Raw genomic sequence first — 25,186 nt, 5'->3', positions numbered from 1 at the left:
GTCGACCTTCGTGCACTACAGTTCGTGGACGAGCGTCTTATCGCAAAAGGCGCCGATGCCAAGCGCCGGAGTGAGTTCGGTGCCGTCCTCCAGCGTCATCGTCTTCTCGGCGTTAAAGGTCGCAAAGCAATACCAGGGCTCGCCGCGCTTACACGCGCGGCACTGGCCGCAGATCGCGCGCCAGTTCAAGACAACGAAGTCGCCCACCTCGACGTGGGTGACCTGCTCCCCTACCTTCTCGACGATGCCTGCCGCCTCGTGGCCCAGCAGGAAGGGGTAATCGTCGGAAATGCCGCCCTCGCGGTAGTGCAAATCGGTATGGCAGACGCCGCATGCCTGGATCTTCATGATGACGTCTCGTGGTCCCGGATCGGGGATCACGATCGTGGTCAGTTCGACGGGTGCGCCCTTGCGGACAGCAATGACGCCACGCACTTTTTCCATGACTACCTCCATGCCAGTGTGGTTTGTCTCACCGTATCGAGGGTTGCCGGGATTTTCGCGTAGAAGTGGGCTTCTACCGGCGGCGGGAGGTCGCGTGCTTCGCCGTTGCGGCAGCGAGGTTGATCGGGTCGTCGGAGACGGCGTTGATGAGGTTCGTGACGAGGACCGAGGTCGGCAATTTCCGGCCCTCGATCTCGGTCAGATTAATGTCGTTGATGTAGAGGGCGATGACCGCATCGGCGAGATCGATGGGATCGATTAACAGCTGTTTGCCGTGCTCTTCGACCGATTCGGTAATGATCGCCGCAACCTGTTCCCGTAGCGCCGTGCGCATCCGCAGGTAAGCGTCGCGCAATTCTTTGTGGCGCAGGGCGTTCAGGCAGCCTTCGAGTTCGATGCGCGACAGCAGCTGGGCTTCGGCGCGCACGGAGGAGATGAGGGCGTCGACATCGGCGTAGATGTCTCCCCCGATATCGACCTGGGCGGCGCGCGTGCGGGCGGTAGAAAGAATCCGCTCGAGCAGGTGGGTTACCGCGAGGTCGAAGACCTCTTCCTTGGACGAAAAGTTGGAGTAAAATGCGCCGCGCGTGAAGCCGGCGGCGGTCGTCAGGTCATCGACCGTGGCGCCCGCTAATCCCTTGTCAGCAAAGACGCCCGCGGCAGCCATGAGTAATCGCTCACGGGTGTTCTCTCGACTGCGAACAGCCTTGCTCGGTGATGGTCTCTCCGTCATACTGGATACATTACTGTATTGAATACATTAGTGTCTTGAAACGGGGAAAAATGTCCGCGATGCTCTACCGAATCGGATCGTTCGCGGTCCGTCGGGCCTGGGTCGTCATCGGCGCCTGGGTCGGGACGTTGGCCGTCCTTGTCGGCATCGTCATCGGGTTCGGCGGACAGCTGCAAGACTCCTTCGAAATCCCCGGCACCGAAGGCCAAGAGGGCCTGAACGTCCTGAACTCTCGCTTCCCCGAACTCGCTGGCGCCTCCGGTCAGATTCTGTTCGAAGCCCCCGAGGGCAAACGCATCGAAGCCTACAAGGACGAGATCAACGCGACCGTAGCGAAGGTCCGCGAGATCGACGACGTCATGGTCGTGACCGCACCCTTTGGCGACGAGAACACGCGGCCGGCGATCTCCGATGATGGCCGGTACGCCCTGGGCAATATTCAACTGAAGAAGTCCCTCGATGACCTCACCCCTGAGTTGCTGACGACGCTGAAGAACTTTGCGCACTCGGATCCGGCGGGCCTCACGACGTATGTCGGTGGGCATATGCTCGGCCAGACCTCCGTCGGCATCACGATCACCGAAGCGATCGGCGTCGTGCTCGCGCTACTCGTCCTTGCGGTCACGTTCCGCTCGCTGCTGTCCGCCGGAATTCCGGTCGGGACAGCCCTCATCGGCGTCGGGATCGCGATGGGGATCATGCTGATCCTCGCGCGGTTCATCCCGATCTCTTCCACGGCTCCGACCCTTGCGCTCATGCTGGGGATCGCGGTCGGGATCGACTATGCGCTCTTTATCGTCTCGCGCCATCGCCAGCAACTCGCCGACGGCATGCCAGTTGCGGAGTCAGCGGCGCGCGCGAATGCCACCTCGGGTGGCGCGGTCGTCTTCGCCGGTGGCACCGTCATCATCGCTCTGCTCGGCCTGTACGTCACCAATATTCCGTTCCTCGCCGTCATGGGTGCCATGGCCGCCATCGCCGTCGCGATCGCCGTCGGCGTCGCGATCACCCTCATCCCCGCGATCCTTTCCCTCATGGGCGAACGAATCCGCCCGAAGGAAGGCACGAAGGCCCACGAGGTCTCCCAGAGCGCCGAGCGACGCACGAAGGCGACGATGTCCGACTGGTGGGTCCGTGTCGTCACGTCGCATCCCGTGATCGTCATCGTCGCGAGCCTCGCCGTCGTCGCGGCCCTCGCGATCCCCGCGAAGGACCTCGCGCTCTCGCTGCCCGGCAACGATACGGCCGAAAAGGGCAGCCAGCCGCGCGTCACCTACGAGCTGGTCGAAAAGAATTTCGGGCCCGGCGTCAACGATCCGCTCCTCATGACGATGGGCATCATCCAGTCGCAAGACCCGCTCGGCCTCATGGATAAGGTCGCGAACGCCGTCAAGACCGTGCCCGGCATCAGCAAGGTCGAAATGGCCACCCCGAACCGGTCGGCCGATATCGGCGTCGTCGTCATCATCCCCGAGACGAAACAGTCCGATCCCGAAACCGCCGACCTCGTCCACCGGCTGCGCAAGCAGGCGCCCGAGTGGGAAAAAGAATTCGGCGTCACCGACATGAAGGTCACGGGGCAAACGGCCGTCGGCATCGATATCTCCGAGCGCCTGTCGAACGCGCTCATCCCATTCGGCATCGTCGTCGTAGGCCTGTCCCTGGTCTTGCTGACCCTCGTCTTCCGCTCGATCTGGGTGCCGCTCAAGGCGACAATCGGCTACCTGTTCTCGGTCCTCGCAGCGTTCGGCGTCGTCGCACTCGTCTTCGAACACGGGTGGTTCAACGACCTCATCGGGATCGGCATTATCGGACCGGTCATCTCGTTCATGCCCGTGATCCTCATGGGCGTACTGTTCGGCCTCGCGATGGACTACGAGGTCTTCCTCGTGACCCGCATGCGCGAGGACTATGTCCACCACGGCGACGCAGTCGAAGCGGTCCGTACCGGGTTTTCCGCATCCGCCCGCGTCGTGACCGCCGCGGCGCTCATCATGATCTCCGTCTTCGTGTTCTTCGTGCCCGAAGGCAGCTTCTACGTTCAGCCCATTGCGCTCGGACTCGCCGTCGGCGTTGCCGTCGACGCCTTCTTAGTACGCATGACGCTCGTGCCCGCGGTCATGACCCTGCTCGGCGAGCGTGCCTGGCACCTGCCGGGCTGCCTGAAGGCCCGACTCCCCTACCTCGATGTGGAAGGCGAATCGATCGAAAAGCGCCTGAAGCACTCCGCGTGGGAAGCCGATCACGGCCCCCACATCATCCGCGCCACCAACGTCACGCTGTCCGATAAGCACGGCGTGCTGTTCGACGACGTGACGATCGACGTGCCCGCGCGCTCCCGCACGATCATCGTCGAGCCCGAGCCGCTGCGGCGGCGCGCGATCGCTGCCACGTTTGCCGGACGCACGCTACCCGATACCGGAGAGCTCATCGTGTGCTCGCACGTCCTGCCCGCCGAGGCATCTGCCGTCCGCTCCCGGGCAGCACTGTCGATCGGGGTCCCCCGCGTCGACGATGAGGCCCTCGCCGGCGATCTGCTCATCATCGATCTTGGGCCCGGCGACGATGGCTACCGCCTCGCCGAGCTGCCCCTGCCCGCCCAGCTCACGGTCCTCGTGCTCGCCGATGCACCCCGGAAGATCGAGGGCTTTGAAACCCGGACTTTTACTCCCGCGCGCGAACTTCAGGAGACGCACCAATGAAACGTCGCACTCTCATCGCTTTGATCGCGGCAATGGTCCTGCCACTGCTCGCGTCGATTATGGCCATCGGTTCCCTATCCGGACGCGCCGATCGGCTCCCGAACGTCCCCGCCGCGGTCGTGAACCACGATTCCGGCACGCTCATGGAGATCGAGGGCAAGAAGCAGCAGGTACCGCTGGGACGCCTCATCGCGGCAGAGCTCCTCGACCCCAAGGACGAGCAACTGCGAGCCGACACCCTGAACTGGAAACTCGAAAGCGAAAAAGACGCCCAGGCGGGCCTCAAGAGCGGCAAGTACTACGCCGTCATCACGATCCCGGAGAAGTTCTCGGAAAACCTTGCCTCGCTCGGCACGCCGAAGGCGACCCCGGCCGTCATCGACGTGCGTTCCAATGATGCGACGAGCTCCCTCATGGGGCCCGTCTCCAACGCGATTGCCCGCGCTGTGGCCTCCCAGGTCGGCGAAGGCATGACGAAGAAACTCCTCGAGGGGATCTACCTCGGCTTCAACCAGCTGGGCGAAGGCCTCGACAAGGCCGCGGGCGGCGCGAAGGAGCTCGCGGACGGTTCCGGCAAACTCGCCGACGGTACGGGCCAAAGCGCGGCTGGCGCCCGCACCCTCGCCGACAATATGCCGGCCCTCGCCGATGGTGCGAACAAGCTCGCCGAGGGTGCCGGAGCGCTCGCGGGCGGCGCCGGACAGGCAGCCGATGGCGTCGGCAAACTCGGTGCTGGAGCGCGCGCCCTGGCCGACGGCCAGGACGCCTACGCCTCGGGCATGGACCGGTTCGCGGCGGGTCAGCAACAGCTCGCCGCGGGAGCCCGCCAACTCGCCGACGGCACCGCTCAGATCCGCACCGAGCTCGATAAGCTCCCCAAGGATTTGAAGGACCTCCTGTCCGGCGAGACGGACCTCAGCGAACTCGACCGTATCCTCGCGATCTTGGAGCCGCTGCCGGGCCAAATCGCAGATGCAATTGATCCTGTCGAGGCCGAACGCATCATCCGCGAGGCACTCGCTGCGCTCGAGAAGGTTCAACCGCGGCTTCAACACATCGCGGCGCAGGCTCGCAAGAGCGCCGAACGCATGAAGGAAGCCGCCCGCATTATGCAGGGCTTCAACGCCGGCGACCTCGCGGGCGATGTTGAAGCGTTGCGCGATGGCCTCATCGGACAGATCGACGGAGCCCTGGGCGACATCGTCGAACAGTGTGAGACCTCGGGCGCGTCCCCGGAGTACTGCGCGAAGCTCGCCGAGAGCATCGCGAAGCTGCGTGCCGCCGGCGCGAGCCCAGAGATTCAGGACCTCATCGACCGGCTCACGGCGTTTGCGAAGGAGCTCGATCCTGCCAGCCAGAACCTCTTGGCGCTCCTCAACGGCGATGGCACGCCCGAGAACCCGGGCCTGATTAAACTGCTCGATTCTTTGGCCGACACCCTCGTCGGCGCCGACGGCGTCATGGAAGCGCTCAAACAACTCGAACGCATCATGGTCGGGACCAACGGCCAGCCGGGCATCATCACGATGCTGCGCCAGACCCTGCCGAAGCTCCCCCAGTTCTACAACGGCCTGCTGCAGCTCGCCGATGCGACCGGCCAGCTCGCCGACGGCACCGCCGCGTCGGCCGCCGGTGCGAATCAGCTGGCGGACGGAGCGAAGGGGCTTGCCTCGGGTGGCCGCCAACTCGCGGGCGGCGCCTCGAGCGCGGCCGATGGGCTGCGGCGCCTGGCCTCCGGTGCCGGGGCGCTGGACGCCGGAGCCGGAAAGCTCGCTGACGGTGCCTCGCAGGCCGCCGACGGCACCTCTCGACTCGCCGATGGTCTCGCCGAGCTCGACGGGGGCATGCAGCAGTTCAACGCGGGCGTCATCTCGCTCGCTGATGGCCTGAAGACTGCGGCGGGCGAGGTCCCCCGCTACACCGATGCGGAGCAGGCCAAGATGGTCGCCATGGGCACCAAGCCCGTGGCGGTTACCGACGGCCGACTGAACGCGATCTCCCCTGCAACCGAATGGTTCCCGCCGGTGGCTCCGCTGATGCTCTTCCTCGGCGCGATCGCGACCTTCCTCGTCCTACCGGCCGTGCCGCGCGCGGCGCGCAATAGCGCCATCTCCCCCACTGCGGCGACGATGCGGGGCCTGCGGCCTGCCGCCGCGATCGGTGCGGCGCAGGGCTTCGTGCTCGCACTCCTGCTGCCGGTCTTCGGCATGTCGGCAGCTAATCCGTGGCTCGCGGGGCTCGCCCTCATCATTATGGGCGCGGCGTTTGCCGCAATGATTCAGGCGCTGCATGTCATCGCAGGTGCTCGCCTCGGAACCGTGATCGCGCTCGCGTTCCTGGTACTCCAGGCCGTCACACTCGGGGCGATCATTCCGTGGCAGACGGCACCCGCGGCGCTGCACGCCCTGCACGGTGTCCTGCCGGTGGGTGCGGGTAACCAAGCACTGCAGGCAGCGATCATGCCGAGCCTCGGCTCGGTGCTGGCTCCGCTCGCGATCGTCGTTGGGTGGGGGTTGCTCGCGCTCCTCGCGACGACGGTCTCGATGGGTCGGCGTCAGACGTTTACGACGGACGAGTTGCGCGCGGCGGTCGCTTAGGAGGACAGCACCTCAACGAGCGCGCACCAGGTCGCAACCTGCAGCGTGAGCGACGGCTCGCTGGTATCGATCGCGTCGTCCGCGTCGAGCGGGTCGAGGCTCACCGTTGCCGGCGAGCCGAGCTTTTCTAGCAGGTCCGGGCGCGGGTGCGTGTCGTCGACGTGGAGCGTCAGTCCGAAGGGTTCGGCGAGTTCCGTCAGCGAATGCTGGATGGCGGGTGAGCAGCCGCGCGTCGATACGGCGGCGCCGCGCAGGCTGTGGGCACCAAGGACGTGCCGGATCCCGAGCGCCAGGGTCGTGATTGGTGCGCTCACGTCCGTATCGGCCGCGATGAACGCGCCGTGCGCGGGCGGGGTTACGGCGGAGTCCCATGAGACGACGGCGTCGCACACTTCGGCGAGCATTGCTGCCGCAGTAGCTGGATCGGTGCCCTCGCGCATGCGCAGCTGGGTGATATCAAGCGCGTCGAGTGCGGTGTCGAAAGCTAGCTCGTCTCGCGCGCTGGGTGCGCGACCGATGGTACCGAATCGTTGGGGTGTGCGTTGCCGACGGCCGACGCCCGTGGCGAGCCAGCCTGCGGCGGAAAGCCAGAGAAATTCGTGATCGGTTCGCGTAAGAGACGCTAGCGACGTAAGGGGCCGCACCTACGCACCCGCGGCGCGCCGAGCGGCACGACGGCGCGAGAGTTCATCGAGGCCCGGTTCTGCACCATCATCGGCGCGGTCCGTCGGCAGTTCGGCGAGCGAGCCTTCGACCTCCCGCCAGACGCGACCGACGGCAATACCGAAGACGCCCTGACCGCCCTGGACGAGGTCGATGACCTCATCGGCGCTCGTGCACTCGTAGACAGAGGCGCCATCGGACATGAGGGTGATCTGGGCGAGGTCGTCGACGCCGCGTTCGTGCAGGAACGTGATCGCGCTGCGGATCTGCTGCAGCGTCACGCCGGTGTCGAGCAGACGCTTGACGACTTTCAGGACGAGGATGTCACGGAAGGAGTACAGGCGTTGCGAACCGGAGCCGGAGGCTCCCCGGATGGAGGGCTCGACGAGGCCGGTGCGGGCCCAGTAGTCGAGCTGGCGGTAGGTGATGCCGGCGGCCTTACACGCAATCGGACCGCGGTAGCCGGTCTGGGTGTCGAGATCGGGCAGGGTATCGCCAAACAGCATGCCTTGGGCACGTTGATGACTCGCGTAGGGTGCTGGCTCTTGAGCGCTAGTCACGTTCACTCCGATCTGTACACACGTTGCGTGCGGCTACTCCTACGGTACGGCCAAGGCGGCTCCAAATCAACGATAACCCGTTCCGACACGCCGATGGCGTTGCCAAACCGTAACCTTCAAGCTGAAGGTGAGACTCGCCGACTAGTGACCGAGGCTGTCCCCGACCCCGACGAGGGTCAAATCTGCGGTGAGACGAGACAGAACAGTCGCGATATCGGCGGCCTGCGCGTCACTGCGTTCCTTCGCCGCGGCATGCGTGCCGGCGCGCAGCGGGGCCACGGCCTGGTTGACCAGGTCGGCGTTACGGGCCGATGACTGGCGCAGATGTCCGAGATGGCGCGCATCGATGCCGAACTCGGAAAGCTGGACGATCCCGGAGACGACCTCGATACAGCGCACGTGGAATTTGCCCTTGCGGTCGGGGCGGATGATGCCGGAGTCGACGATCTCCTCGATCTCGCACAGGCTCGCGCCCGACAGGTCGGCGAGTTCGCGTTTGCCGATGCGTTCACTGCCGGTGCGACGCACGAGGCGTCCGGAAACGGAGACAACACGCGCGGTCGGCTCGTCTTCGACCTCGCGGCCCTCGTCCATGTCTTTGAGCTGGGTGAGGATGACACCGAGCGGACGGAAATGGTCGCGCTGCTGGATCAGGACGTAACGGATGCGCTGGATGTCGGCTGCCGAGTATTTACGGTAGCCGGACGCGGTGCGGTGGGGACTGATGAGTCCTTCGTCTTCGATAAAGCGGAGCTTGGAAGGCTTGACCGCGGGAAACTCGGGCTTCAATGCCGCGATCGCTTCCCCGATCGACATGACGGGACGATGTGAGACGTCAAACGGCCACGTCTCCCCCTCGGGGGTGTCAGCAGCGGCCTCGAGACGGGGGCTTGCTGACTTCACTGGGATTGGTCTCCTGTGCTTTCGCGATGGGGAGAGGCATGGAACGTCATGCGGTACTTACCGATCTGCACTTCGTCGCCGTCGTACAGCTCGGTCGAATCGATGCGGTGCCGGTTGATGTAGGTGCCGTTGAGCGAGCCGATGTCGCGGATGCGGAACGTCTGGTTGGCCTGCTCAAAGACGCAGTGTTTACGCGACACGGTGACATCGTCGAGGAAAATATCCGATGCGGGATGACGCCCGGCTGTCGTCGTCTCAGCATCCAGCAGGAAGCGAGCACCACGGTTGGGGCCGCGTTGGACGATGAGAAGCGCCGAGGCAGGGGGCAGCGCGGCAATAACGTCCTTATCGTCAGCCGTGATTCCACCTTCAACAACAGCGTCTTCGCTGGCACCAACGGCGCCGAATCGGGCTGTCGAGGTGGGATCTTCCGAACGTGGTGTGTCACTCATGATGTCCCTCCAAGCCTATGGTTGTACTCTACGGAAGTTCGCTCGCTTTTCCCAACCGATCGTGAAGGTGAACTAGGACTTATCTTGCGGTTTTGCGTGTTTAAGTTCTGGTTCTTGGCGAACGGCCGTGATGAAGATGTCATCGCGCTGCGTCACCGTCGAGCGCGCACCGGCGGTGCGGATCGTGGCGAGCGCGCCGCCGGGAATATCGAGAGCGCCCGACATCGTCTGCGCTCCCCCGATCGCATTGAAAACGTAAGGTGAACTGATGGATTCGCCATCGACGATGAGCGTCGTGCCTTCGCGCACAAACCAGCTTGACGTTGTCAGGCGCCGCGAGTTCAGCTCGATCGCTTCCGCACCGGCGTTACGCAGCTCCTCTAGCACCGTCACCATCATCTGCGCGGTGATGACCGAGTCGTTGTCGATGATCGTCAGCGTGATGCCCGGACCATGGACGGGGACTGTGCCCGCGAGGATCGAACGGTTGCGGACCTGCTCTTGAGCGGCTTCTCGGGCGGCCTGGGAGGACTTCGCGCCGGACTGCAACTCGGCGAGCCGCTGCTCGAGGACCTGCGCTTCGGTCGTGAGCTCATCGTTGCGGCGGCCGAGCTCATCGAGCAGGCGGATGAGGTCGTCTTGGCGCATCGCGGCGAGGTTCTTCGTCGGTTCTTGGCGCACCTGGGTGATGACGCCGATGCCGAGGAGGACACACAGGACCATCACTGTGATCGAGCGCGCTCGCCACAGCACACTCAGGCGGGAGCTAAGCGACTTTTCTGACTCGGTTGCCATCGGCTACGCCTTGAAGATATGTCGGCGGATGGCAGCGGCGTTGGCGAAGATTCGGATGCCGAGAACGACGATGACGGCTGTCTGCAGCTGGGATCCCACCCCGATCTTGTCTCCCAGCCAGACGATCAACGCGGCGATGAAGACGTTAAAGATAAAGGAGGTGGTAAAGACGCGGTCGTCGAAGACATCATCAAAACGCGCGCGCAAACCACCGGCCAAGGCATCGAGTGCCGCGACGACGGCGATCGGCAGATAGGGTTGCAGGCCAAGCGGCACGGTCGGCTGGAACCACAACCCCAAACCGATGCCGACTAACAAGCCGATAATCGCGAACATGCCTCTCCTTTTACCCGTGGTATCTACCAGCGTGACACATCATGCCAACTGACACGTGGTAACACGTCGCCGTATCCGAAATGCAATCTCATCGCGGTTACTTCGCGACGGTGGGATTCGGTTCGGTCGATACATAGCGCAGCCGGATCTGCTGTGCTGCCGGCAGCGTGAGCTCGTCGTGGCTCGTGATCTCGACGGAGACACCGAACATGTCACGCAGTCCTGCCAGGTGTGCCGAACCGCGAGTCTTGGCGAAAGCCGCTTGTAGGGCCGTCGGGTCCCCCACCGCACTGACCTCATAGGGCGGGTTCAGCGGGATGAGGTTGACGAGAACGGCCTGTCCGGCGTTACGGATCGCGGTGGTCGGACCGATGCGTTGGCCATTGATCGCAATGGCCTCGGCGCCGGCCGCCCACAGCGAGTTGATGACGACCTGGAAATCAAAATCCTTCAGCCGTGCTTCGGGCCGCTCAGTGTCTTTATCGTTCAACGTGAGCGTAATCCCGGGGCCGGTGACAGGGACGACGCCGCTCGCGGCGCCCGTCGCGGCAAGTTGATCGGTGATGAGTGGCGCCTCGTTGATGACCTGCTTGCGGGTCTGTTCGATCTGTTCGGACAGCTCGAAGTTCTTCTTCGTATGCGCATCGAGTTCGGCCACGCGTTCGTCGACCTGATTCGCGAGATTCTCTCGCGCGGCAGCGCTCGCATCGCGGGGTGCTCGCAGCGCGTTCACGGACCAGATGCCGCTCGCGCCGATGATGGCTGAAAGGAAAAACACAGTCGCCCGCTGCCACGGCGGATAGGGTCGGGATTTCGCGGCGGCGCTATAGCCAACATCGATCGGATCCTCGAGCATTTTGCGCAAAACTGCGCCAGAAACAGACGGGGAGGAACGTCGATGCCAGCTGCTGGGCATGTTTCCTCCTTCGTCTCACGGCTCGCAATTATCTCCATCGTATCGTTGCAAAACATGTACGAGGGGCCGACTTAAGGCACGATAGCTACCATCAACACAGTCGATAAGGGAGCGCGTCATGGACCCTCGATCGATGCGCAGTCGCCAATTGTTGCGCGATGCGCTTGCCACTACGCTCGATACCTTGCCATTCGAGCGCATTACGGTTGTCCTGCTTACGAAGCGCGCCGGCGTAAACCGCTCGACGTTTTATCAGCACTATGCAACGACGAGTGATTTGCTTATTGATCTTGTCAATGTGCGGCTCGACGAAACCGGCCTTGCTGAGTTCGATCCTTTCGAGTTGGATATCTCGAGCGAGCAGCCCCCAGAGTTCGTGACGAAGCTGACCGACTTCGTCGAAAGCGCGCGCCCGATCTACGTCTCCAAGCTCACGACGTCGGCCCAAAACACGCTGTGCGTGCAGTTCATGGCGCACCTGTCGAGCGTGTTCACCCACGTGCTGGCCTGCCGCAAACCCGACTACGTTTCGCCGCTGGTCTTTATTTCCGCGCCCGCGCTGGCAGGGTCGATCACCGGCCCGATCTGGGCGTGGCTGCAGGATCCCGATCCGCCGGCCAAGGAGGACATGGAGGGCTGGCTGTGGAAGGTCATCCGCCTCGCGCTGCGCACCCGCCAGGAGCGGTACATGGCCCGGGAAGGCTGTCCCGGGCCCGTCTCTCTTAACTAGCGGCGGCCTGCGCTCGCAGGGCTCGCAGGACATCGTCGCGGCCCTCGATGATGCGTCGCTTCAGCGCCTTCGGCGCATCGCTCGCCTGCATGAGCCACTGGTCCGTGGCGCGAATGACCGGATGCGCACTCGGATCTGGCTTGCCCGTCGCCCCCTTGGGGGCGTCGGCAATTTCGGCGCCGCGCGGGAACATCCCGATGGCGAGGCGCTCGGCCATCGCGATCGAATGGTTCGTCCACGCCGCTTCGATCTGCTCGAAATAGCCTTCGGCGGGATCGAAGTCGAGCGTGCGCGTCGCGGAGTTGAAGCCGGCGATCGTCGCATCGAGGAACTCGTTGGACAGGTCGTCCTGCCAGATCGCGCGCCAGCTCTCGCGAGCCCGCGCTTCGCTCGGGACCGACGCGCTCGCCTGGGCCGCCATGACGGCGCCATAGCCCGAGCGGTCCTCGGCGCGGGCCGCCTCGATGTCGTGATCGGTGGCGCCGCCGCCGGAAGCGAGGGCGATGATGGCCGCCCATGACAGGTCGCGCGCGGCCGGCAGGCCCGGCACCGATCCGGCGCGGATCTCGGCAAGGCGCGAAGCCGTCTGCTGGGATACGGGCCGGTCGCCGGTCGCGGCGGTGAAGGCGAGGGCCCACAGGCGGGCCCGGCCGCGATCCTGCTCGTTCGAAAGCTGCTGCCAGGTCTGCTCGAGGACGTCGTCGAGGAGTGCCGACCGTTCGCTTGCGGGCACGTAGCTGCGCCACGCCGTGCGTGCCTGGCGCAGGAGTGCGTCGAGGACGGACTGCCGCTCCCCTGCGCCGTGCTGCAGCACCGCGTGGACGTAGTTGGCCGCGGGCAGTAGCGCGTCGCGCGTGTCGTTCCACAGCGAGGACCAGGCGACGGCGCGCGTGACCGGGTCGGTGAGGCTCGACAGGTGCGTAAGGACGGCTTCTCTGGAGGTCTCGTTCAGGCGGCATACCGCATAGGTGAGGTCCTCGTCGTTGACGATCGTGACGTCGCCGGGCAGCGGCGGGTCCAGTGTGAGGCTGCCGTCCTGCAGGTCGATGGGCCGCCGCTCGACAAGCTCGAGGCCATCGTCGCCGAGACGGTAGAAACCGAGGACGAGGCGATGCGGGCGGGTGGTTTCCAGGTGGGTGACGGCGTCGAGGCAGTCGTGCAGGACCCTCGTGCCGTCCTCGCTCATCGTGATGACCGAGGGGCCGGAGGTTTTCAGCCACGCGTCGGTCCAGGCGGACATGTTGCGTCCGCTGGCCTCGCCGAGCGCGCTCAGCAGGTCGGCGGCGCGCGTCGCGCCCCACGCGTGCTCGGCGAAGTAGCGGCGGGCGGTCGCGATGAACGCCTCCTCGCCGACATAGGCGACGAGCTGCTTGAGGACGGCCGCGCCCTTGGCATAGGTGATGCCGTCGAAGTTCTGTTTCGCCGCGGCGACGTCGGGGATATCGGCCTCGATCGGGTGCGTCGTCGGCAGCAGGTCCTGGTGGTAGGCCCACGCCTTGCGGCCGGAAGCGAACGCGGCCCACGCGTCGGTGTGTTCGGTGCAGGCGGCGAGCGCGGCGGTGCCTTCGTGATCGGCGAAGGACTCCTTCAGCCACAGGTCGTCCCACCACACGGGCGTGACGAGGTCGCCGAACCACATGTGGCACATCTCGTGCAGGATCGTGTTGCCGCGCGAAGAGCGCTGCGCGGCCGTCGGCTCGCCCTGCGGAATGTAGTGCTCGTTGAACGTGACGCAGCCGGGGTTTTCCATCGCGCCGAGGTTGTATTCGGGCACGAAGATCTGGTCGTACTTCCCCCACGGGTAGGCGTACTGGTAGCGGTCGTGGAAGAAGGTGAGGCCGGCCATCGTCACGGCGAAGACGTCATCGGAGTCGAAACGGTCGGCCAGGGCCGCACGGCAGTAGGCCGCGAGCGGGATCGACACGTGGACCTCGGGGCCGCCGAAGTATTCGGGATAGGTGCCCTCCCACGTCGGGCCTTCGACCTTGTGGTAGGGACCGACGATGATCGCGGTGAGGTAGCTCGACAGCAGCGCCGTTTCACCAAAGACGTGGCGACGCGCGTCGGGCATGAGATCTTCAGTGCTGACCTCGGCCTGATTCGACAGGACGGTGTCGCCCGCGGGCGCATCAATGATGAACGTCCAGCGCGCCTTGAGGTCGGGCTGGTCGAAGCAGGCGTAGACGCGGTGCGCGTCCATCGGCTCGTACTGCGTGTACAGGTAGGTATGGCCGTCTTCCGGGTCCCGGTAGCGGTGCAGGCCCTCCCCGCTCGTGGAGTAGCGGCAGCGGGCGACGATGCGAAGTTCGACGGGGCGGTCGGTCGGAACGTTATCGATGTAGATGCGCCCCTTGCGCACTTCAGCGTCCGCGCCCTTGCCGTCGACCTCGATCGCGATGACCTCGTCGGCGACGAGATCGATCATCACGCGCGATGTCGTCGTCGTAAAGCGTGCCTGCGTCGTCGAGCGGAATGTTGCATCATCGCTCGCGGCGTTCGTGACGTCCAGGTGGACGGTATACGACAGGTCGCTTAGGGCAGCAGAACGTTCGTTGGCCTCGGCTCGGGTTAGCGTCATCACAGCGCTAAGGCTATCGCGTCTCGGTCGTGTCTTCGTTCTTCGTGGCGTCCGGAGTGATGAGCGGCGGCTCGCGGTCTTCCGGATCGTCCGGGTCCATGTCGGAGGTGGGGGTCTTCGCCTGGGTGATCGCGGCGAGGGCCGGCATCAGGAGCACGGAGCAGGCGCCCGCGAGGATCAGCACCGACTGCGTGGACGTCGACATCGCGTTGGAGCCGACGGCGACGTGCGTGACGGCGACGATGATGGGCAGCGCCGTCGTCGAATACAGGCCGATGCGGGCCCGCTCCCCGAGCGTCAGCGGGTGATAGCCGGGCCGCTGGCCGCGCGTCGAGACAAACACCGGAATGCCGCGCACGAGCAGCAGTGCGACGAGGAACATCAGCAGGGCCTGCGGCTGGCCCGCGACCGCGCTGATGTTGATCCCCATGCCGGAGACGACAAAGAACAGCGGGATGAAGAACCCGTAGGCGAGCCCGTCGAGCTTCTGGTCGAGTTCGTGGCGGCCCGAGGGCAGCAGCTGGCGCACGATGATGCCCGCGGCGAATGCCCCAAGGACGAGGTCGAGCTCGAACTGGACCGCGAGCGTCGTGAGGGCCACGAGGAGCACGACCGTGACGCGGACCGTCGCCTGGGCGGTGCCCTCGGCCTTCAAGTGGATCAGGCCGACGATCTTCAGGCCCCAGCGGCGTGCCTGCTTCGGGATGATGAACAGCAGGGTCGCGGTCAAGACAAAGACGAGGAGCACGCCGAGCGAGGACGCGATCGAGGTCGAGGACAGCAGCACGGCGATCGCAATGATCGGGAAGAGTTCGCCGATCGTGCCGTGGGTCATGACGATCCGGCCGACCGCGGTGTTGTTGATGCCGCGCTCCTTCAGGATCGGCAGTAGGGTGCCGAGGGCCGTCGACGTCATCGCGATGGCGACGGCGATCGCTTCCATCGAATTCAGCGGCTTGTGCAGCGTGAGGCCGACGACGACGAACGCGAGGCCGAAGGAGACGAGCCACGCGACCGATGCGCGCACGCCGTGCCCGCTGCGCAAGTCACCGAGGTCGACCTCGTAGCCGGCGAGCAGGAACAGGAAGGCGATCCCGAGTTCGGAGAGCATTTCGATCTCCCCGCTCAGGTGTGCCCAGCCGAGGCCGTGCGGGCCGATCGCGATGCCAAAAGCGAGCAGGAGCACGGCTTCGGGGATGACGCGATGGGGCACGATGTGGGCGATGAGCGGTGCGGCAAGGGAGCACACCGAGATGGCGAGCAAGGAGGTGAAGACCTCCATAGTGACCTCCAGGAAGATGCCAATGGTCCCGGGCAGACTAGCAAAGTTTCGAGTCCGTCATACTTAAGGCATGCTGACTATCCCACAGCTCACGGGCTTTGCTAAGACCCTCGCGGCCAACCTCACAATCCGGGTGCCCTATCACGATCCGCATTTTCATCGGGATCTTGCCGGCCACGACCCGTTCGTAGCGCACCCCGCGTTCGGGAACTGTTATGACTGGCATTCCTCGGTGAATTCCTCGTGGGCGGTCGCACGCCTGGCACTCTTACTCCCCGCCGATGACCCGAGCGCGAAGCAGGCGCTGGCGGCGTTGCGTGGCAACGTGACACCGGAGTCCATTGCGGCTGAATGCCGCTATTTCGCCGACAACCCCTCCTACGAGCGGCCCTACGGGTGGGCGTGGTTCCTCCTGCTGTACTCCGAGGTCGACGACGAGCTTCGCGAGATTCTGCGTCCGCTTGCCGCGAAACTCGTCGTATCGGCGACTGGGTACTTCACCGAACTCATCGAGCCCGTCACACATGGCGTCCATTCCAATACGGCGTTCGCGGGTGTCCTCATGTCCGATGCGGCCGCGCAGCTTTTCGAGTCTGATCCTCTTGCTGGCCAGTTCGCCGAGCTCACGCAGACCATCGCGCGGCGTGCGCGCGAATGGTACGCGCCGATCAGCGACTGGTCGGCGGCACTCGAGCGCAGCGGCCACGACTTCCTCTCCCCTGGCCTCACCATCGCCGAACTCATGGCGGTCGTGCTGCCAGCCGACGAGTTCGCCGCCTTCGTCGAACGATTCTTACCGTCCCTAGATCAGGACAGTCCGATCGTGGTGCCCGCGAACACGCGGGGCTCGCGCGATGCGCACCAGGTGCACTGGCACGGCTTGAACCTCTCGCGCTCCGGCCAGCTGCGGCGGATCGCCGCCGCAACCGGCAGGGACGAACTCCTCACTTATGCCGATGACCTGTATGCGGCGAGCCTGGATGAGGTCACGGGCGATAACTACGCCTCGACCCACTGGCTCGCGAGCTTCGCGCTGCGCGCGCTTGTCTAGGCTTCGGCTTCGCCGTCGGTCGAGACGCGATCGATGACGACCGGGCGCGGGCTGCCGAAGCGGCCTGCGCTCAGCTTGTCGACGATCGCGGCGAGCGCGCCGTCGCCCGTCACGTTGGTCGCGGTGCCGAAGCTATCGATCGCGATATAGGTCGCGATCATGAGGCCAACCTGCGGTTCGGTGAAGCCCAGCATCGAGGTGAGCAGACCGGAGGCCGCGACGATTGCGCCGCCGGGCACGCCGGGGGCCGCGACCATCGTGATGCCGAGCATGAAGACGAAGCCGATCATCAATCCGATGTTGATTTCGATGCCCGAAATGTACATGATTGCGAGGGCGAAGCTCGTGATCTTCAGCGTCGAGCCGGCCAGGTGCACGGTCGCGCACAGCGGCACGACGAAGTATGCGACGGGCTCGCTGACGCCCATCTTCATGGCCTGGCGCAGCGTCACCGGGATCGTCGCGGCAGATGAGGACGTTCCGAGCGCCGTGACATAGGCGGGCAGCATCGTCTTCAGCATCACCAGCGGGTTCTTCTTATTCATGACGCCCGCGATTGTGTACTGGACCAGCAGCACGACGAGGGTGAGCGCGAAGACGAGGACGATGATCGACAGGAACGTGCCAATGACGCGAAAGACCTCGCCCGCGACGGTCATGTTGAGGATGATGCCGAAGATGTAGATCGGCAGCAGCGGGATGATGATCGTCGAGATGACCTTGTTGATGATCTCGCGGAATTCGACCGTCGCGTCATACAGCGCCCGCCCCTTGGTGATGGTGAGGCCGACGCCGAGCACGAACGCCAGCACGAGCGCCGTCATGACGGAAAAGACGGGCGGCATCTCGAGCTTGAAGAAGGGGGCGAGCAGGGCGTCTTCCGGATTGCCCTGGTCCTCGATATTGCCGACCGAAAGGATATAGGGGTAGACGAGCACTCCGACGACGAGGGCGAGCAGGCCCGCCAGCAGCGTCGATAGGTACGCGATGCCGGCGGTGATTCCGAGCCACTTGCCGGCGCCGCGCCCGAGCGAGGCGATGGCCGGCGTAATGAGGCCGACGATGATGAGCGGGATCGCGAAGCTCAAGAACTGGCCGAAAACAACGTTAAAGGTGACAAAGATCCGCGTGAGCCAGTCGGGGGCGAAAAGCCCAATGAGGATACCCGCGACGATCGCAATGCCGATGCGCGGCAGCAGGCCGATACGAAACTCTTTTGCCATGTTTCACTCCTTTAGGGGGTCAACCCGGATACCAGCGGCATCCCGATTTGGTAGGCCAGATGCTCGATGCTGGGCGCGTCGAGCACTGCCACATGAGCGCGCCTACCCACGGCGATTCGACCGATGTCGTCTCGGCGCAGGGCGCGCGCTCCCCCTACGGTAGCGGCGAGGACGGCCTCGGCGATCGTCATCTTCAATTCGCGGACAGCCAGCTGAATCATGAACGGCATCGCGGAGGAGTAACAGGTGCCCGGATTGCAGTCGGAGGCGAGAGCCACGCTCGCGCCGGCGTCGATGAGACGACGCGCATCCGGATAGGGTTCGTGCGTTGAGAACTCTACGCCAGGCAGGAATGTTGCTGTCGTCTGGTCCTTGCAGTCAGCGAGCGCGTCAATATCGCGTTGCGACAGGTAGGTGCAGTGGTCGACGCTCGCGGCGCCCAGCTCGCACGCCAGCTGGACACCGGGCCCGTACCCGAGCTGGTTGCCGTGCACGCGCAGGTCCAGCCCCGCGGCGCGCCCCGCTTGCAGGACCTCGCGGGATTCGTCCTCGGTGAAGGCGTGCGGCGAGTTCGGTTCGCAAAACACGTCGACCCAGCGGGCGTGCGGGGCGCACGCGGCTAGCATCGGCCCGGTGACCTCATCGAGGTAGTCGCGTCGGTCGGTATTGGCGGGTACGACGTGGGCGCCGAGGAACGTTGTCTCGTCGGTGACCTCGCGCGCCAGGCGCAACATCCGTGCCTCGGTGTCGATATCGAGGCCGTAGCCCGATTTGATCTCGATCGTCGCGCTGCCCTGGACACGTGCCCGCGTCAGCCGGAGCTGAAGCAGCTCGCGCAGCTCGTCGTCGCTCGCCTCGCGCGTTGCGGCGACCGTGACGTCGATGCCGCCGCCGTCATAGGCCTGGCCCGACATACGGGCGGTGAATTCGGCGGAACGGTCACCCGCGAAGATCAGGTGCGTGTGGGAGTCGACGAACGCGGGCAACACGCAGCGCCCGTCGACGTCGACCTGGGTATCGGCCGCGGGCGCGGCGCTACGCGCGCCGATCCACGCGATGCGTTCGTCTTCGACGATGAGCGCCGCATCGGGGCGGATACCAAGACCATCGTCATCCGTACCATCGCACGTGACGAGCTGGCTCATGCTGGTGATCAGTGTGCTGGCCATATCTCCTCCATCGCGGCTGAAAGGGCTGCTCCCACATCCCTTACTCGGTGTTGGTCCGCCGCGACGATACGCTCGCCGGCGACCACGACGTCGGTGACGTCTGCGGCGCTCGCGGTCATGACGATGCCGGTGGGCTCGCTGCCGGCGGTGCGGGTCGAATGCGCGTCGATGGCCACGACGTCGGCAGGCGCGCCAACGCAAAGCCCTGCGTGCTCGTAGCCGACCGGGACCGGGTTGGTGGCGATCTGCAGGAGCTGTCCGGGTGGGAAGTTCCCGCGATTGTGGCTGGTGAGCCGTTCGTGGCCCTCGAGCGCTTGGAGCTCGGCGAACGGATCGATGATGGCGTGCTGATCGGATCCGATCGCGAGGTGCGCGCCCGCGTCGATAAGCGCTCTCGCCGGACCGATGCCGTCGGCGAGATCGCGTTCGGTTGTCGGACAGAACGCAACCGTCGCGCCGGCTTCGGCGAGCAGGCGAATATCGGTCTCGGACAGGTGCGTGCCGTGAACGACCGAAGCATTCGCGTGCAGCATTCCGGTCTCGGCGAGCAGCGCGATCGGGCTCATGCCGTGCACCGCCTGGCACATCTCGACCTCAGCGAGCTGTTCGCTCGCGTGCACGTGCAGGATCCCGCCGCCTGCCGCCGTGGCAAGGCGCCGCAACTCGTCGGGGGTGAGCGCGCGCACAGAATGCGCCGCTAACCCGATGGTGGCCTCGCCGCCAGTCTCGCTCACGAGCCGGTCATGCCGGGCGAGGAAGGAGTCCATGTCGCCGTCACTGAAGCGCTGCTGCAACGGGTCGAGCTCGGTGTAGCCCGTGGCGTCCAGGCCGCCGTGCAGATAGCACACGTCGAGGAGCGTCAGCGCGATCCCGGCCTCGCGCGCGGCCGCAATGAGCGCCTTGCCCATCGCGTTCGGGTCGTCATAGGAACTGCCGCCAGGCGCATGGTGGACGTAGTGGAACTCGGCGACGGACGTGTACCCGGCGGCGACCATTTCGGCGTAGGTCGCGCGCGCGAGCGCGAAATAGCGATCTGGGTCGAGCCGCGAGGCCGCCTCATACATCCGAGTCCGCCATGTCCAGAAGGTGCCGCCATCGCCGTGCGTGCGCCCGCGCAGCGCGCGATGGAAGGCATGCGAGTGGGCGTTGAGCATGCCCGGAAGCGCTATACCCGGCAGCTCGATATCGTCCGCGGTTTTCGTGACGCTCGCCGTGATCTCGGCCCAGTGGCCGTCCACGGCCTTCAGGCGGACGTCGCGCTGGACGTTCCCGTCGATGAGGGCGTGGCTCGCGAAGTAGCTCGTCATCGCCCCTCTTCCGTGGCGAGGTAGGCCAGGACGTCGGTGAGGACCTCGATGCCGTGCGCGCAGTCGGTCAGTTCGGCCGATTCGTGCGGCGAATGCGACGTGCCGGTGGGGTTGCGCACGAACAGCATCGTCGCGGGTACGCCCGCATCGGCGATGATACCGGCGTCGTGGCCCGCCCCCGTGCCGAGGACGGGCAGCGAGAACCGTTCCGCAATGTCGGCGACGAGGTCGGTATCGAAATGCGTCGCGGGGGTCAGCGAAATGCGTTCCATGGCCGCGCCGCGCTCATCGACGGCGCTCGAGATTTTGCCGATAACGGCGTCGAGGTCGCAGACCTCGGGCGCGCGGGCGTCGAGGAAGAGCGTGACGCGCGAGGGGATCGCGTTGATCGCGCCGGGTTCCACATCGAGTTTGCCGACGGTCGCGAGCGTGCCCGTGGCTTCGGCGGCCTCCCGGATCGCGATGATGAGATGCGCTGCTTTCAGTAGGGCGTCATCACGGTCGACCAGTCGCGTAGTGCCCGCGTGGTCGGCGACGCCATCGATCGTGATGCGCCAGCGGCCGTGCGGCCAGATCGCGTCGGCGACGGCGAGCGGCGCGTCAGACATCGTCGCGAGATTGCGGCCCTGTTCGACGTGCAGCTCGACGTAGTGGCCGATGCGCTCGAGCGCCTGCGGATCGGGCGCGAACGTCGCCGCGCCGCGAGCCTCGGCAAAGGTGATGCCGTCGGAGTCGGTGAGCTGATCGAGGTCGTCGGCACCGACGACTCCGGTGAGCAGGCGCGACCCGCGGCAGGCAAGCGGGAAGCGTCCGCCTTCCTCCTCGGTGAAGTTCACGACCGCAATCGGGCGACGGGGCGTGATACCGCGCTCTTTCAATTCGTCGATCGCCAGCAGCGCGGACAGCACGCCGAGCGGGCCGTCGAACGCTCCCCCATCGGGTACCGAGTCGAGGTGGGAACCGGTGACAACGGCGTCGGCGCGGCCCTCGCCGTACCAGCCCCACTGGTTGCCCGCGGCGTCTTCCTCATAGGTCATGCCTCGCGCTTCAACCTGAGTGCGGAAGAAGGCCCGCAGCGCGGCATCTTCGTCGCTGAACGCGAAGCGCCGGTAGCCGCCGTCGGGCGTTTTGCCGATCTCGTCGATTTCGGCAAACAGCGCGGCGAGGCGGTCAGCGAGTGCCATGGCGGCCATCCATCGGGATGCGCAGGCCCTGCTCGTCGGCGACCTGCCGCGCCCGGTCATAGCCCGCATCGGCGTGGCGCAGCACGCCCATCGCGGGATCGTTGGTGAGCACACGAGCGAGCTTCTCCCCCGCGAGCGGGGTGCCATCGGCGACGCAAACCTGGCCCGCGTGGATGGACCGGCCCATGCCGACGCCGCCGCCGTGATGCAGCGACACCCAGGTCGCGCCGGACGAAGCCGCGGTCAGGGCGTTGAGCAGCGGCCAGTCGGCGATCGCGTCGGATCCGTCCTTCATCGCTTCGGTCTCACGGTAAGGCGAGGCGACCGAGCCGGTGTCGAGATGGTCGCGCCCGATGACGATCGGCGCTTTCAGCGTGCCGTTGGCGACGAGATCGTTGAAGACCTCGCCAGCCTTGTCGCGCTCGCCATGGCCGAGCCAGCAGATGCGTGCCGGCAGGCCCTGGAAGGCGATCTCCTTTTGCGCGCCGCGGATCCACGTGTGCAGCCGCTCGTTGTCGGGGAACAGCTTCAAGACGGCCTCGTCGGTCGCAGCGATATCACCCGGATCGCCCGACAGCGCCGCCCAGCGGAAGGGGCCCTTGCCTTCACAAAACAGCGGCCGGATATAGGCCGGTACGAAGCCCGGGAAGTCGAATGCGCGCGCATATCCGCCCTGGCGGGCCTCGTCGCGGATGGAGTTGCCATAGTCGAAGACTTCGGCCCCTGCATCGAGGAAGCCGACCATCGCTTCGACGTGGCGGGCCATCGACTCGCGGGCGCGCGCAGTGAAGCCCACCGGGTCGCGTTCCGCCTCGATCGCCCAATCCGCAAGCGCAATCCCGCTCGGCAGGTAGCTCAGTGGATCATGGGCGGAGGTCTGGTCGGTGACGATATCGACCTCGATGCCGCGCGCGAGGATCTCGGGCAGCACGTCCGCGGCATTGCCGACCAGACCGACCGACAGCGCGCGTGAGTCGGCCTTGGCGGCCTCGACTCGGGCGATCGCATCGTCGAGGTTATCTGCGACCTCATCAAGGTAGCGGTGCTCCACGCGGCGGTGCAGGCGGTGCGGGTCGACGTCGACGATGAGGCAGACGCCGCCGTTGAGCGTGACGGCCAGCGGCTGCGCGCCGCCCATGCCGCCGCAGCCCGCGGTGAGGGTCAGCGTGCCGGTGAGCGACCCGCCGAAGCGCTTATCGGCGATCGCGGCGAAGGTTTCGAACGTGCCCTGCACGATGCCCTGCGTGCCGATGTAGATCCACGAGCCGGCCGTCATCTGGCCGTACATCGTCAGGCCCATGGCCTCGAGCTTGCGGAACTCGGGCCACGTCGCCCAGTCGCCGACGAGGTTGGAGTTCGCGATGAGCACGCGCGGCGCCCATTCGTGCGTCTGCAATACGCCGACGGGCTTTCCCGACTGGACGAGCATCGTCTCGTCTTCGCGCAGATCGCGCAGCGTCGCCACCATCGCGTCAAAGGCCTGCCAACTGCGTGCAGCCCGGCCGGTGCCGCCATAGACGACGAGGTCATCGGGCCGCTCGGCGACCTCGGGATCGAGGTTGTTCATGAGCATCCGCAGCGGCGCTTCGGTGCTCCAGGAGCGGGCGGTCAAATCGGTGCCGCGCGGGGCGGCGACGGGGCGGGGCGAGCTCATATATTCTCCTTGCGTCCGGCCGCGAGTGCGGCTCCGCTCGCCACGAGGGTGACGGCGATATCAATGTCGTGAGAAAGGAATCGGTCGGGCCCAGGTCCCGCCACACCGGCGGCCGCAAGGGCGTCAATGACGCGGCTGGCCGAGGGTGAGGGGGCAAGCGGCGCCCGCAGCTGCAGGCCGCGGGCAGCGCACAGGATCTCGATCCCAATGACGCGCGTGAGGCCATCGATCACCCGACGCAGCTTGCGTCCGGCGGCCCAGCCCATCGAGACGTGGTCTTCTTGCATCGCCGAGGAAGGAATCGAATCGACAGAGGCGGGCGCGGCCAGGCGCTTGAGTTCGGAGACGATACCCGCCGAGGTGTACTGGGCGATCATCATCCCGGAATCGACCCCGACCTCGTGCGCGAGGAAGGGTGCCAGGCCGTGACTGCGCTTGGTATCGAGCAGGCGGTCGGTTCGCCGTTCGCAGATCGAGGCCAGATCGGCGCACGCGATAGCAAGGAAGTCGAGGATGTATCCGACGGGCGCGCCGTGGAAGTTGCCGTTGGAGGCGATCTGCCCGTCGTAAATCACCGGGTTATCGATCGCGGCCGACAACTCCCGCGTCGCGATCGTGGTAGCGAAGTCGAGCGTGTCACGCACGGCACCCGTCACCTGGGGAGCGCATCGCAGCGAATAGGCGTCTTGAACGATCCCGTCGTCGACGTCCTTGTGCGAGGCGCGAATCTCGCTATCGGCCATGAACTCGGTGATCTGCGCCGCGGACTTTTGCTGCCCCACCTGGGGGCGCAGCGCTATGAGCTCGGGGGCGAATGCCGCATCGGTGCCGAGCAGCGCGTCAACACTCATCGCGGTCGCGAGGTCCGCGGTGTCGAGCAAGACGTGGAGGTCAGCGATCGCAAGGCACGCCATGGCGAGCATGCCATCGGTGCCATTGATGAGCGCGAGGCCCTCCTTCTCGGTCAGCTCCACGGCAGCGATGCCGCACTCGGCGAGTGCGTCGGCCGCGCTCAGCTCCGCGCCTTTGACCCGGACCCGGCCCTCCCCCATGAGCGCAAGCGCGCAGTGCGCGAGGGGCGATAGATCACCGGAGCAGCCGAGCGATCCATACTCGTGCACGACGGGGACGATGCCGGCGTTTAAGACATCGAGATAGGTCTGCAGCGTCTCGGGCCGGATGCCCGTGTGGCCGGTCGCAAGCGACTGGATGCGGATCGCCATCATGGCGCGCGTAACCTCGTCTTCGACCTCTTGGCCGCTGCCGGCGGCATGCGAGCGGACGAGCGAACGCTGCAGCTGCGCGCGGCGATCTGGCGGAATATGGGTGGTCGCAAGGGCACCGAATCCCGTGGAGACGCCATAGTGCGGCGTATCGGATCCGGCAAGGGTGTCGACGACGGTGCGGGCCTCGCGCACTCGCTGCCATGCGGCAGCAGATAGGTCTAAAAGTGCGCCATGCCGCGCAATGACGACGACGTCATCGATCGTTAGCGGCTCATCGCCGATGATGATTCGTGGCATGTGCCTAGTTAAACAGACAATGTGTTCGGCAGCACAATTGCCTCGGCTTGTGAGTGGCTCTACCTGCGACTCTCCTCGGGGCAAAAAGCACCTCTCGCCCCACGAACGGGTGCCTACGCCGGGCCTTTCTTCTGCTCCCCGCCTCGGTACCCAAGCCGGGCGGTGTCTTTGCGAGCCCGGCTCCCACCTACGCTTCGGAGCCCAACATGCCACGTTATTCTGCTGGCCGTTATGAGCATGGCCAGAACTATCTCACGGATCACGCCGTCATCCGCCGGATCATCCACCTCGTCGGTCAAGTCCCTTGTAGTGGTGTAACGGCGTTTTCCTCTCGTTTGGGGTTTTAGCTTGCTAGTGCGGGCGTGTCGGTATCGGTCATGGTCG

The 25,186-nt window shown here is 65.6% G+C and carries 22 protein-coding genes; 5 read left to right on the top strand and 17 right to left on the bottom strand.

Going from position 1 to position 25,186, the window contains the following annotated elements; genetic code table 11:
* Positions 1–15 precede the first annotated feature (15 nt).
* The gene (locus BSZ39_RS14155; protein WP_222842852.1) at positions 16–444 is read right to left on the bottom strand and encodes an alcohol dehydrogenase catalytic domain-containing protein; all 429 of its coding nucleotides are present in this window, start codon (positions 442–444) and stop codon (positions 16–18) included.
* A 73-nt stretch (positions 445–517) separates the two neighbouring features.
* Positions 518–1,111, bottom strand: coding sequence for a TetR/AcrR family transcriptional regulator (locus BSZ39_RS04000; protein ID WP_073716098.1), 594 nt, complete (start codon positions 1,109–1,111; stop codon positions 518–520).
* Positions 1,112–1,212: 101 nt separating this feature from the next.
* Here BSZ39_RS04000 and BSZ39_RS03995 point away from each other — a divergent pair, with 101 nt between their 5' ends.
* The gene (locus BSZ39_RS03995; protein ID WP_158025085.1) at positions 1,213–3,879 is read left to right on the top strand and encodes an MMPL family transporter; all 2,667 of its coding nucleotides are present in this window, start codon (positions 1,213–1,215) and stop codon (positions 3,877–3,879) included.
* Entirely contained in the window at positions 3,876–6,476 is a 2,601-nt protein-coding gene (locus tag BSZ39_RS03990; RefSeq protein WP_073716096.1) for a YhgE/Pip domain-containing protein, read from the top strand. Before BSZ39_RS03995 ends, BSZ39_RS03990 begins: the two co-directional genes overlap by 4 nt.
* On the opposite strand, the gene BSZ39_RS03985 is transcribed toward BSZ39_RS03990, so the two are convergent.
* The 7 genes from BSZ39_RS03985 to BSZ39_RS03955 form a co-directional block, all read right to left on the bottom strand.
* Entirely contained in the window at positions 6,473–6,916 is a 444-nt protein-coding gene (locus BSZ39_RS03985) for a hypothetical protein (protein ID WP_143180360.1), read from the bottom strand. The two genes, BSZ39_RS03990 and BSZ39_RS03985, sit on opposite strands and share 4 nt — an antisense overlap.
* 204 nt (positions 6,917–7,120) lie before the next feature.
* Positions 7,121–7,645: a MerR family transcriptional regulator gene (locus BSZ39_RS03980; RefSeq protein ID WP_073716094.1), complete on the bottom strand. Its 525-nt coding sequence runs from the start codon at positions 7,643–7,645 to the stop codon at positions 7,121–7,123.
* 195 nt (positions 7,646–7,840) lie between these two features.
* A complete protein-coding gene (gene ftsR / locus BSZ39_RS03975) occupies positions 7,841–8,602 on the bottom strand; it encodes a transcriptional regulator FtsR (protein WP_073716093.1) in 762 nt (253 codons plus the stop codon).
* Positions 8,599–9,054 (bottom strand): FHA domain-containing protein, encoded by a 456-nt coding sequence (locus BSZ39_RS03970; RefSeq protein WP_073716092.1) that lies wholly within the window; start codon positions 9,052–9,054, stop codon positions 8,599–8,601. The genes ftsR and BSZ39_RS03970 overlap by 4 nt, the downstream gene beginning before the upstream one ends.
* A gap of 72 nt (positions 9,055–9,126) precedes the next feature.
* The gene (locus BSZ39_RS03965) at positions 9,127–9,849 is read right to left on the bottom strand and encodes a DUF881 domain-containing protein (RefSeq protein ID WP_073716091.1); all 723 of its coding nucleotides are present in this window, start codon (positions 9,847–9,849) and stop codon (positions 9,127–9,129) included.
* 3 nt (positions 9,850–9,852) lie between these two features.
* A complete protein-coding gene (locus BSZ39_RS03960) occupies positions 9,853–10,185 on the bottom strand; it encodes a small basic family protein (protein WP_073716090.1) in 333 nt (110 codons plus the stop codon).
* Positions 10,186–10,282: 97 nt separating this feature from the next.
* The gene (locus BSZ39_RS03955; protein WP_083602923.1) at positions 10,283–11,101 is read right to left on the bottom strand and encodes a DUF881 domain-containing protein; all 819 of its coding nucleotides are present in this window, start codon (positions 11,099–11,101) and stop codon (positions 10,283–10,285) included.
* A 118-nt stretch (positions 11,102–11,219) separates the two neighbouring features.
* Here BSZ39_RS03955 and BSZ39_RS03950 point away from each other — a divergent pair, with 118 nt between their 5' ends.
* Positions 11,220–11,831, top strand: coding sequence for a TetR/AcrR family transcriptional regulator (locus BSZ39_RS03950; protein WP_143180359.1), 612 nt, complete (start codon positions 11,220–11,222; stop codon positions 11,829–11,831).
* On the opposite strand, the gene pepN is transcribed toward BSZ39_RS03950, so the two are convergent.
* Together pepN and BSZ39_RS03940 are read right to left on the bottom strand one after the other, a co-directional pair.
* The gene (gene pepN / locus BSZ39_RS03945) at positions 11,824–14,409 is read right to left on the bottom strand and encodes an aminopeptidase N (protein ID WP_073716087.1); all 2,586 of its coding nucleotides are present in this window, start codon (positions 14,407–14,409) and stop codon (positions 11,824–11,826) included. The genes BSZ39_RS03950 and pepN overlap by 8 nt on opposite strands.
* A 13-nt stretch (positions 14,410–14,422) precedes the next feature.
* Entirely contained in the window at positions 14,423–15,691 is a 1,269-nt protein-coding gene (locus tag BSZ39_RS03940) for a cation:proton antiporter (RefSeq protein WP_073716086.1), read from the bottom strand.
* Positions 15,692–15,761: 70 nt separating this feature from the next.
* Between BSZ39_RS03940 and BSZ39_RS03935 the strand changes: the two genes are divergently transcribed.
* Entirely contained in the window at positions 15,762–16,742 is a 981-nt protein-coding gene (locus BSZ39_RS03935; RefSeq protein WP_073716085.1) for a DUF2891 family protein, read from the top strand.
* On the opposite strand, the gene BSZ39_RS03930 is transcribed toward BSZ39_RS03935, so the two are convergent.
* From BSZ39_RS03930 to hutH, 6 genes are read right to left on the bottom strand one after another with little or no spacing between them, the layout of a single operon-like run.
* Positions 16,739–17,965 (bottom strand): dicarboxylate/amino acid:cation symporter, encoded by a 1,227-nt coding sequence (locus tag BSZ39_RS03930; RefSeq protein WP_073716084.1) that lies wholly within the window; start codon positions 17,963–17,965, stop codon positions 16,739–16,741. The two genes, BSZ39_RS03935 and BSZ39_RS03930, sit on opposite strands and share 4 nt — an antisense overlap.
* 11 nt (positions 17,966–17,976) lie before the next feature.
* Positions 17,977–19,134: an imidazolonepropionase gene (gene hutI, locus BSZ39_RS03925; protein WP_073716083.1), complete on the bottom strand. Its 1,158-nt coding sequence runs from the start codon at positions 19,132–19,134 to the stop codon at positions 17,977–17,979.
* The gene (locus tag BSZ39_RS03920) at positions 19,119–20,441 is read right to left on the bottom strand and encodes a formimidoylglutamate deiminase (protein ID WP_073716082.1); all 1,323 of its coding nucleotides are present in this window, start codon (positions 20,439–20,441) and stop codon (positions 19,119–19,121) included. The genes hutI and BSZ39_RS03920 overlap by 16 nt, the downstream gene beginning before the upstream one ends.
* Positions 20,438–21,625: an allantoate amidohydrolase gene (locus tag BSZ39_RS03915; protein WP_073716081.1), complete on the bottom strand. Its 1,188-nt coding sequence runs from the start codon at positions 21,623–21,625 to the stop codon at positions 20,438–20,440. The genes BSZ39_RS03920 and BSZ39_RS03915 overlap by 4 nt, the downstream gene beginning before the upstream one ends.
* Complete coding sequence (gene hutU, locus BSZ39_RS03910; protein WP_073716080.1) at positions 21,612–23,279, bottom strand: urocanate hydratase; 1,668 nt, start codon at positions 23,277–23,279, stop codon at positions 21,612–21,614. Before hutU ends, BSZ39_RS03915 begins: the two co-directional genes overlap by 14 nt.
* A complete protein-coding gene (hutH, locus tag BSZ39_RS03905; protein ID WP_073716079.1) occupies positions 23,276–24,802 on the bottom strand; it encodes a histidine ammonia-lyase in 1,527 nt (508 codons plus the stop codon). The genes hutU and hutH overlap by 4 nt, the downstream gene beginning before the upstream one ends.
* Positions 24,803–25,008: 206 nt before the next feature.
* On the opposite strand from hutH, the gene BSZ39_RS13830 reads away from it, so the two are divergent.
* Positions 25,009–25,149 (top strand): hypothetical protein, encoded by a 141-nt coding sequence (locus tag BSZ39_RS13830; protein ID WP_158025084.1) that lies wholly within the window; start codon positions 25,009–25,011, stop codon positions 25,147–25,149.
* The last annotated feature ends 37 nt before the right edge of the window (positions 25,150–25,186 follow it).

Origin of the sequence: Bowdeniella nasicola, from assembly GCF_001907295.1 — a bacterium.
GTDB classification, from domain to species: domain Bacteria; phylum Actinomycetota; class Actinomycetes; order Actinomycetales; family Actinomycetaceae; genus Bowdeniella; species Bowdeniella nasicola.
Note: the sequence above shows the minus strand (reverse complement) of the source record. Positions and strands in the feature narration are given on the sequence as shown.

Bases quoted from the DNA above. Each gene is read 5' to 3' on its own strand.
- BSZ39_RS03960 (WP_073716090.1), bottom strand. From the start codon at position 10,185: ATGTTCGCGATTATCGGCTTGTTAGTCGGCATCGGTTTGGGGTTGTGG.
- BSZ39_RS03980 (WP_073716094.1), bottom strand. From the start codon at position 7,645: ATGCTGTTTGGCGATACCCTGCCCGATCTCGACACCCAGACCGGCTAC.
- BSZ39_RS03920 (WP_073716082.1), bottom strand. From the start codon at position 20,441: ATGACGAGCTACTTCGCGAGCCACGCCCTCATCGACGGGAACGTCCAG.
- BSZ39_RS14155 (WP_222842852.1), bottom strand. From the start codon at position 444: ATGGAAAAAGTGCGTGGCGTCATTGCTGTCCGCAAGGGCGCACCCGTC.
- BSZ39_RS04000 (WP_073716098.1), bottom strand. From the start codon at position 1,111: ATGGCTGCCGCGGGCGTCTTTGCTGACAAGGGATTAGCGGGCGCCACG.
- BSZ39_RS03915 (WP_073716081.1), bottom strand. From the start codon at position 21,625: ATGGCACTCGCTGACCGCCTCGCCGCGCTGTTTGCCGAAATCGACGAG.
- BSZ39_RS03965 (WP_073716091.1), bottom strand. From the start codon at position 9,849: ATGGCAACCGAGTCAGAAAAGTCGCTTAGCTCCCGCCTGAGTGTGCTG.
- BSZ39_RS03940 (WP_073716086.1), bottom strand. From the start codon at position 15,691: ATGGAGGTCTTCACCTCCTTGCTCGCCATCTCGGTGTGCTCCCTTGCC.
- BSZ39_RS03970 (WP_073716092.1), bottom strand. From the start codon at position 9,054: ATGAGTGACACACCACGTTCGGAAGATCCCACCTCGACAGCCCGATTC.
- BSZ39_RS03950 (WP_143180359.1), top strand. From the start codon at position 11,220: ATGGACCCTCGATCGATGCGCAGTCGCCAATTGTTGCGCGATGCGCTT.
- BSZ39_RS03990 (WP_073716096.1), top strand. From the start codon at position 3,876: ATGAAACGTCGCACTCTCATCGCTTTGATCGCGGCAATGGTCCTGCCA.
- BSZ39_RS13830 (WP_158025084.1), top strand. From the start codon at position 25,009: ATGCCACGTTATTCTGCTGGCCGTTATGAGCATGGCCAGAACTATCTC.
- BSZ39_RS03955 (WP_083602923.1), bottom strand. From the start codon at position 11,101: ATGCCCAGCAGCTGGCATCGACGTTCCTCCCCGTCTGTTTCTGGCGCA.
- hutH (WP_073716079.1), bottom strand. From the start codon at position 24,802: ATGCCACGAATCATCATCGGCGATGAGCCGCTAACGATCGATGACGTC.
- hutI (WP_073716083.1), bottom strand. From the start codon at position 19,134: ATGGCCAGCACACTGATCACCAGCATGAGCCAGCTCGTCACGTGCGAT.
- hutU (WP_073716080.1), bottom strand. From the start codon at position 23,279: ATGAGCTCGCCCCGCCCCGTCGCCGCCCCGCGCGGCACCGATTTGACC.
- BSZ39_RS03935 (WP_073716085.1), top strand. From the start codon at position 15,762: ATGCTGACTATCCCACAGCTCACGGGCTTTGCTAAGACCCTCGCGGCC.
- BSZ39_RS03985 (WP_143180360.1), bottom strand. From the start codon at position 6,916: ATGCGCGAGGGCACCGATCCAGCTACTGCGGCAGCAATGCTCGCCGAA.
- BSZ39_RS03930 (WP_073716084.1), bottom strand. From the start codon at position 17,965: ATGGCAAAAGAGTTTCGTATCGGCCTGCTGCCGCGCATCGGCATTGCG.
- pepN (WP_073716087.1), bottom strand. From the start codon at position 14,409: ATGACGCTAACCCGAGCCGAGGCCAACGAACGTTCTGCTGCCCTAAGC.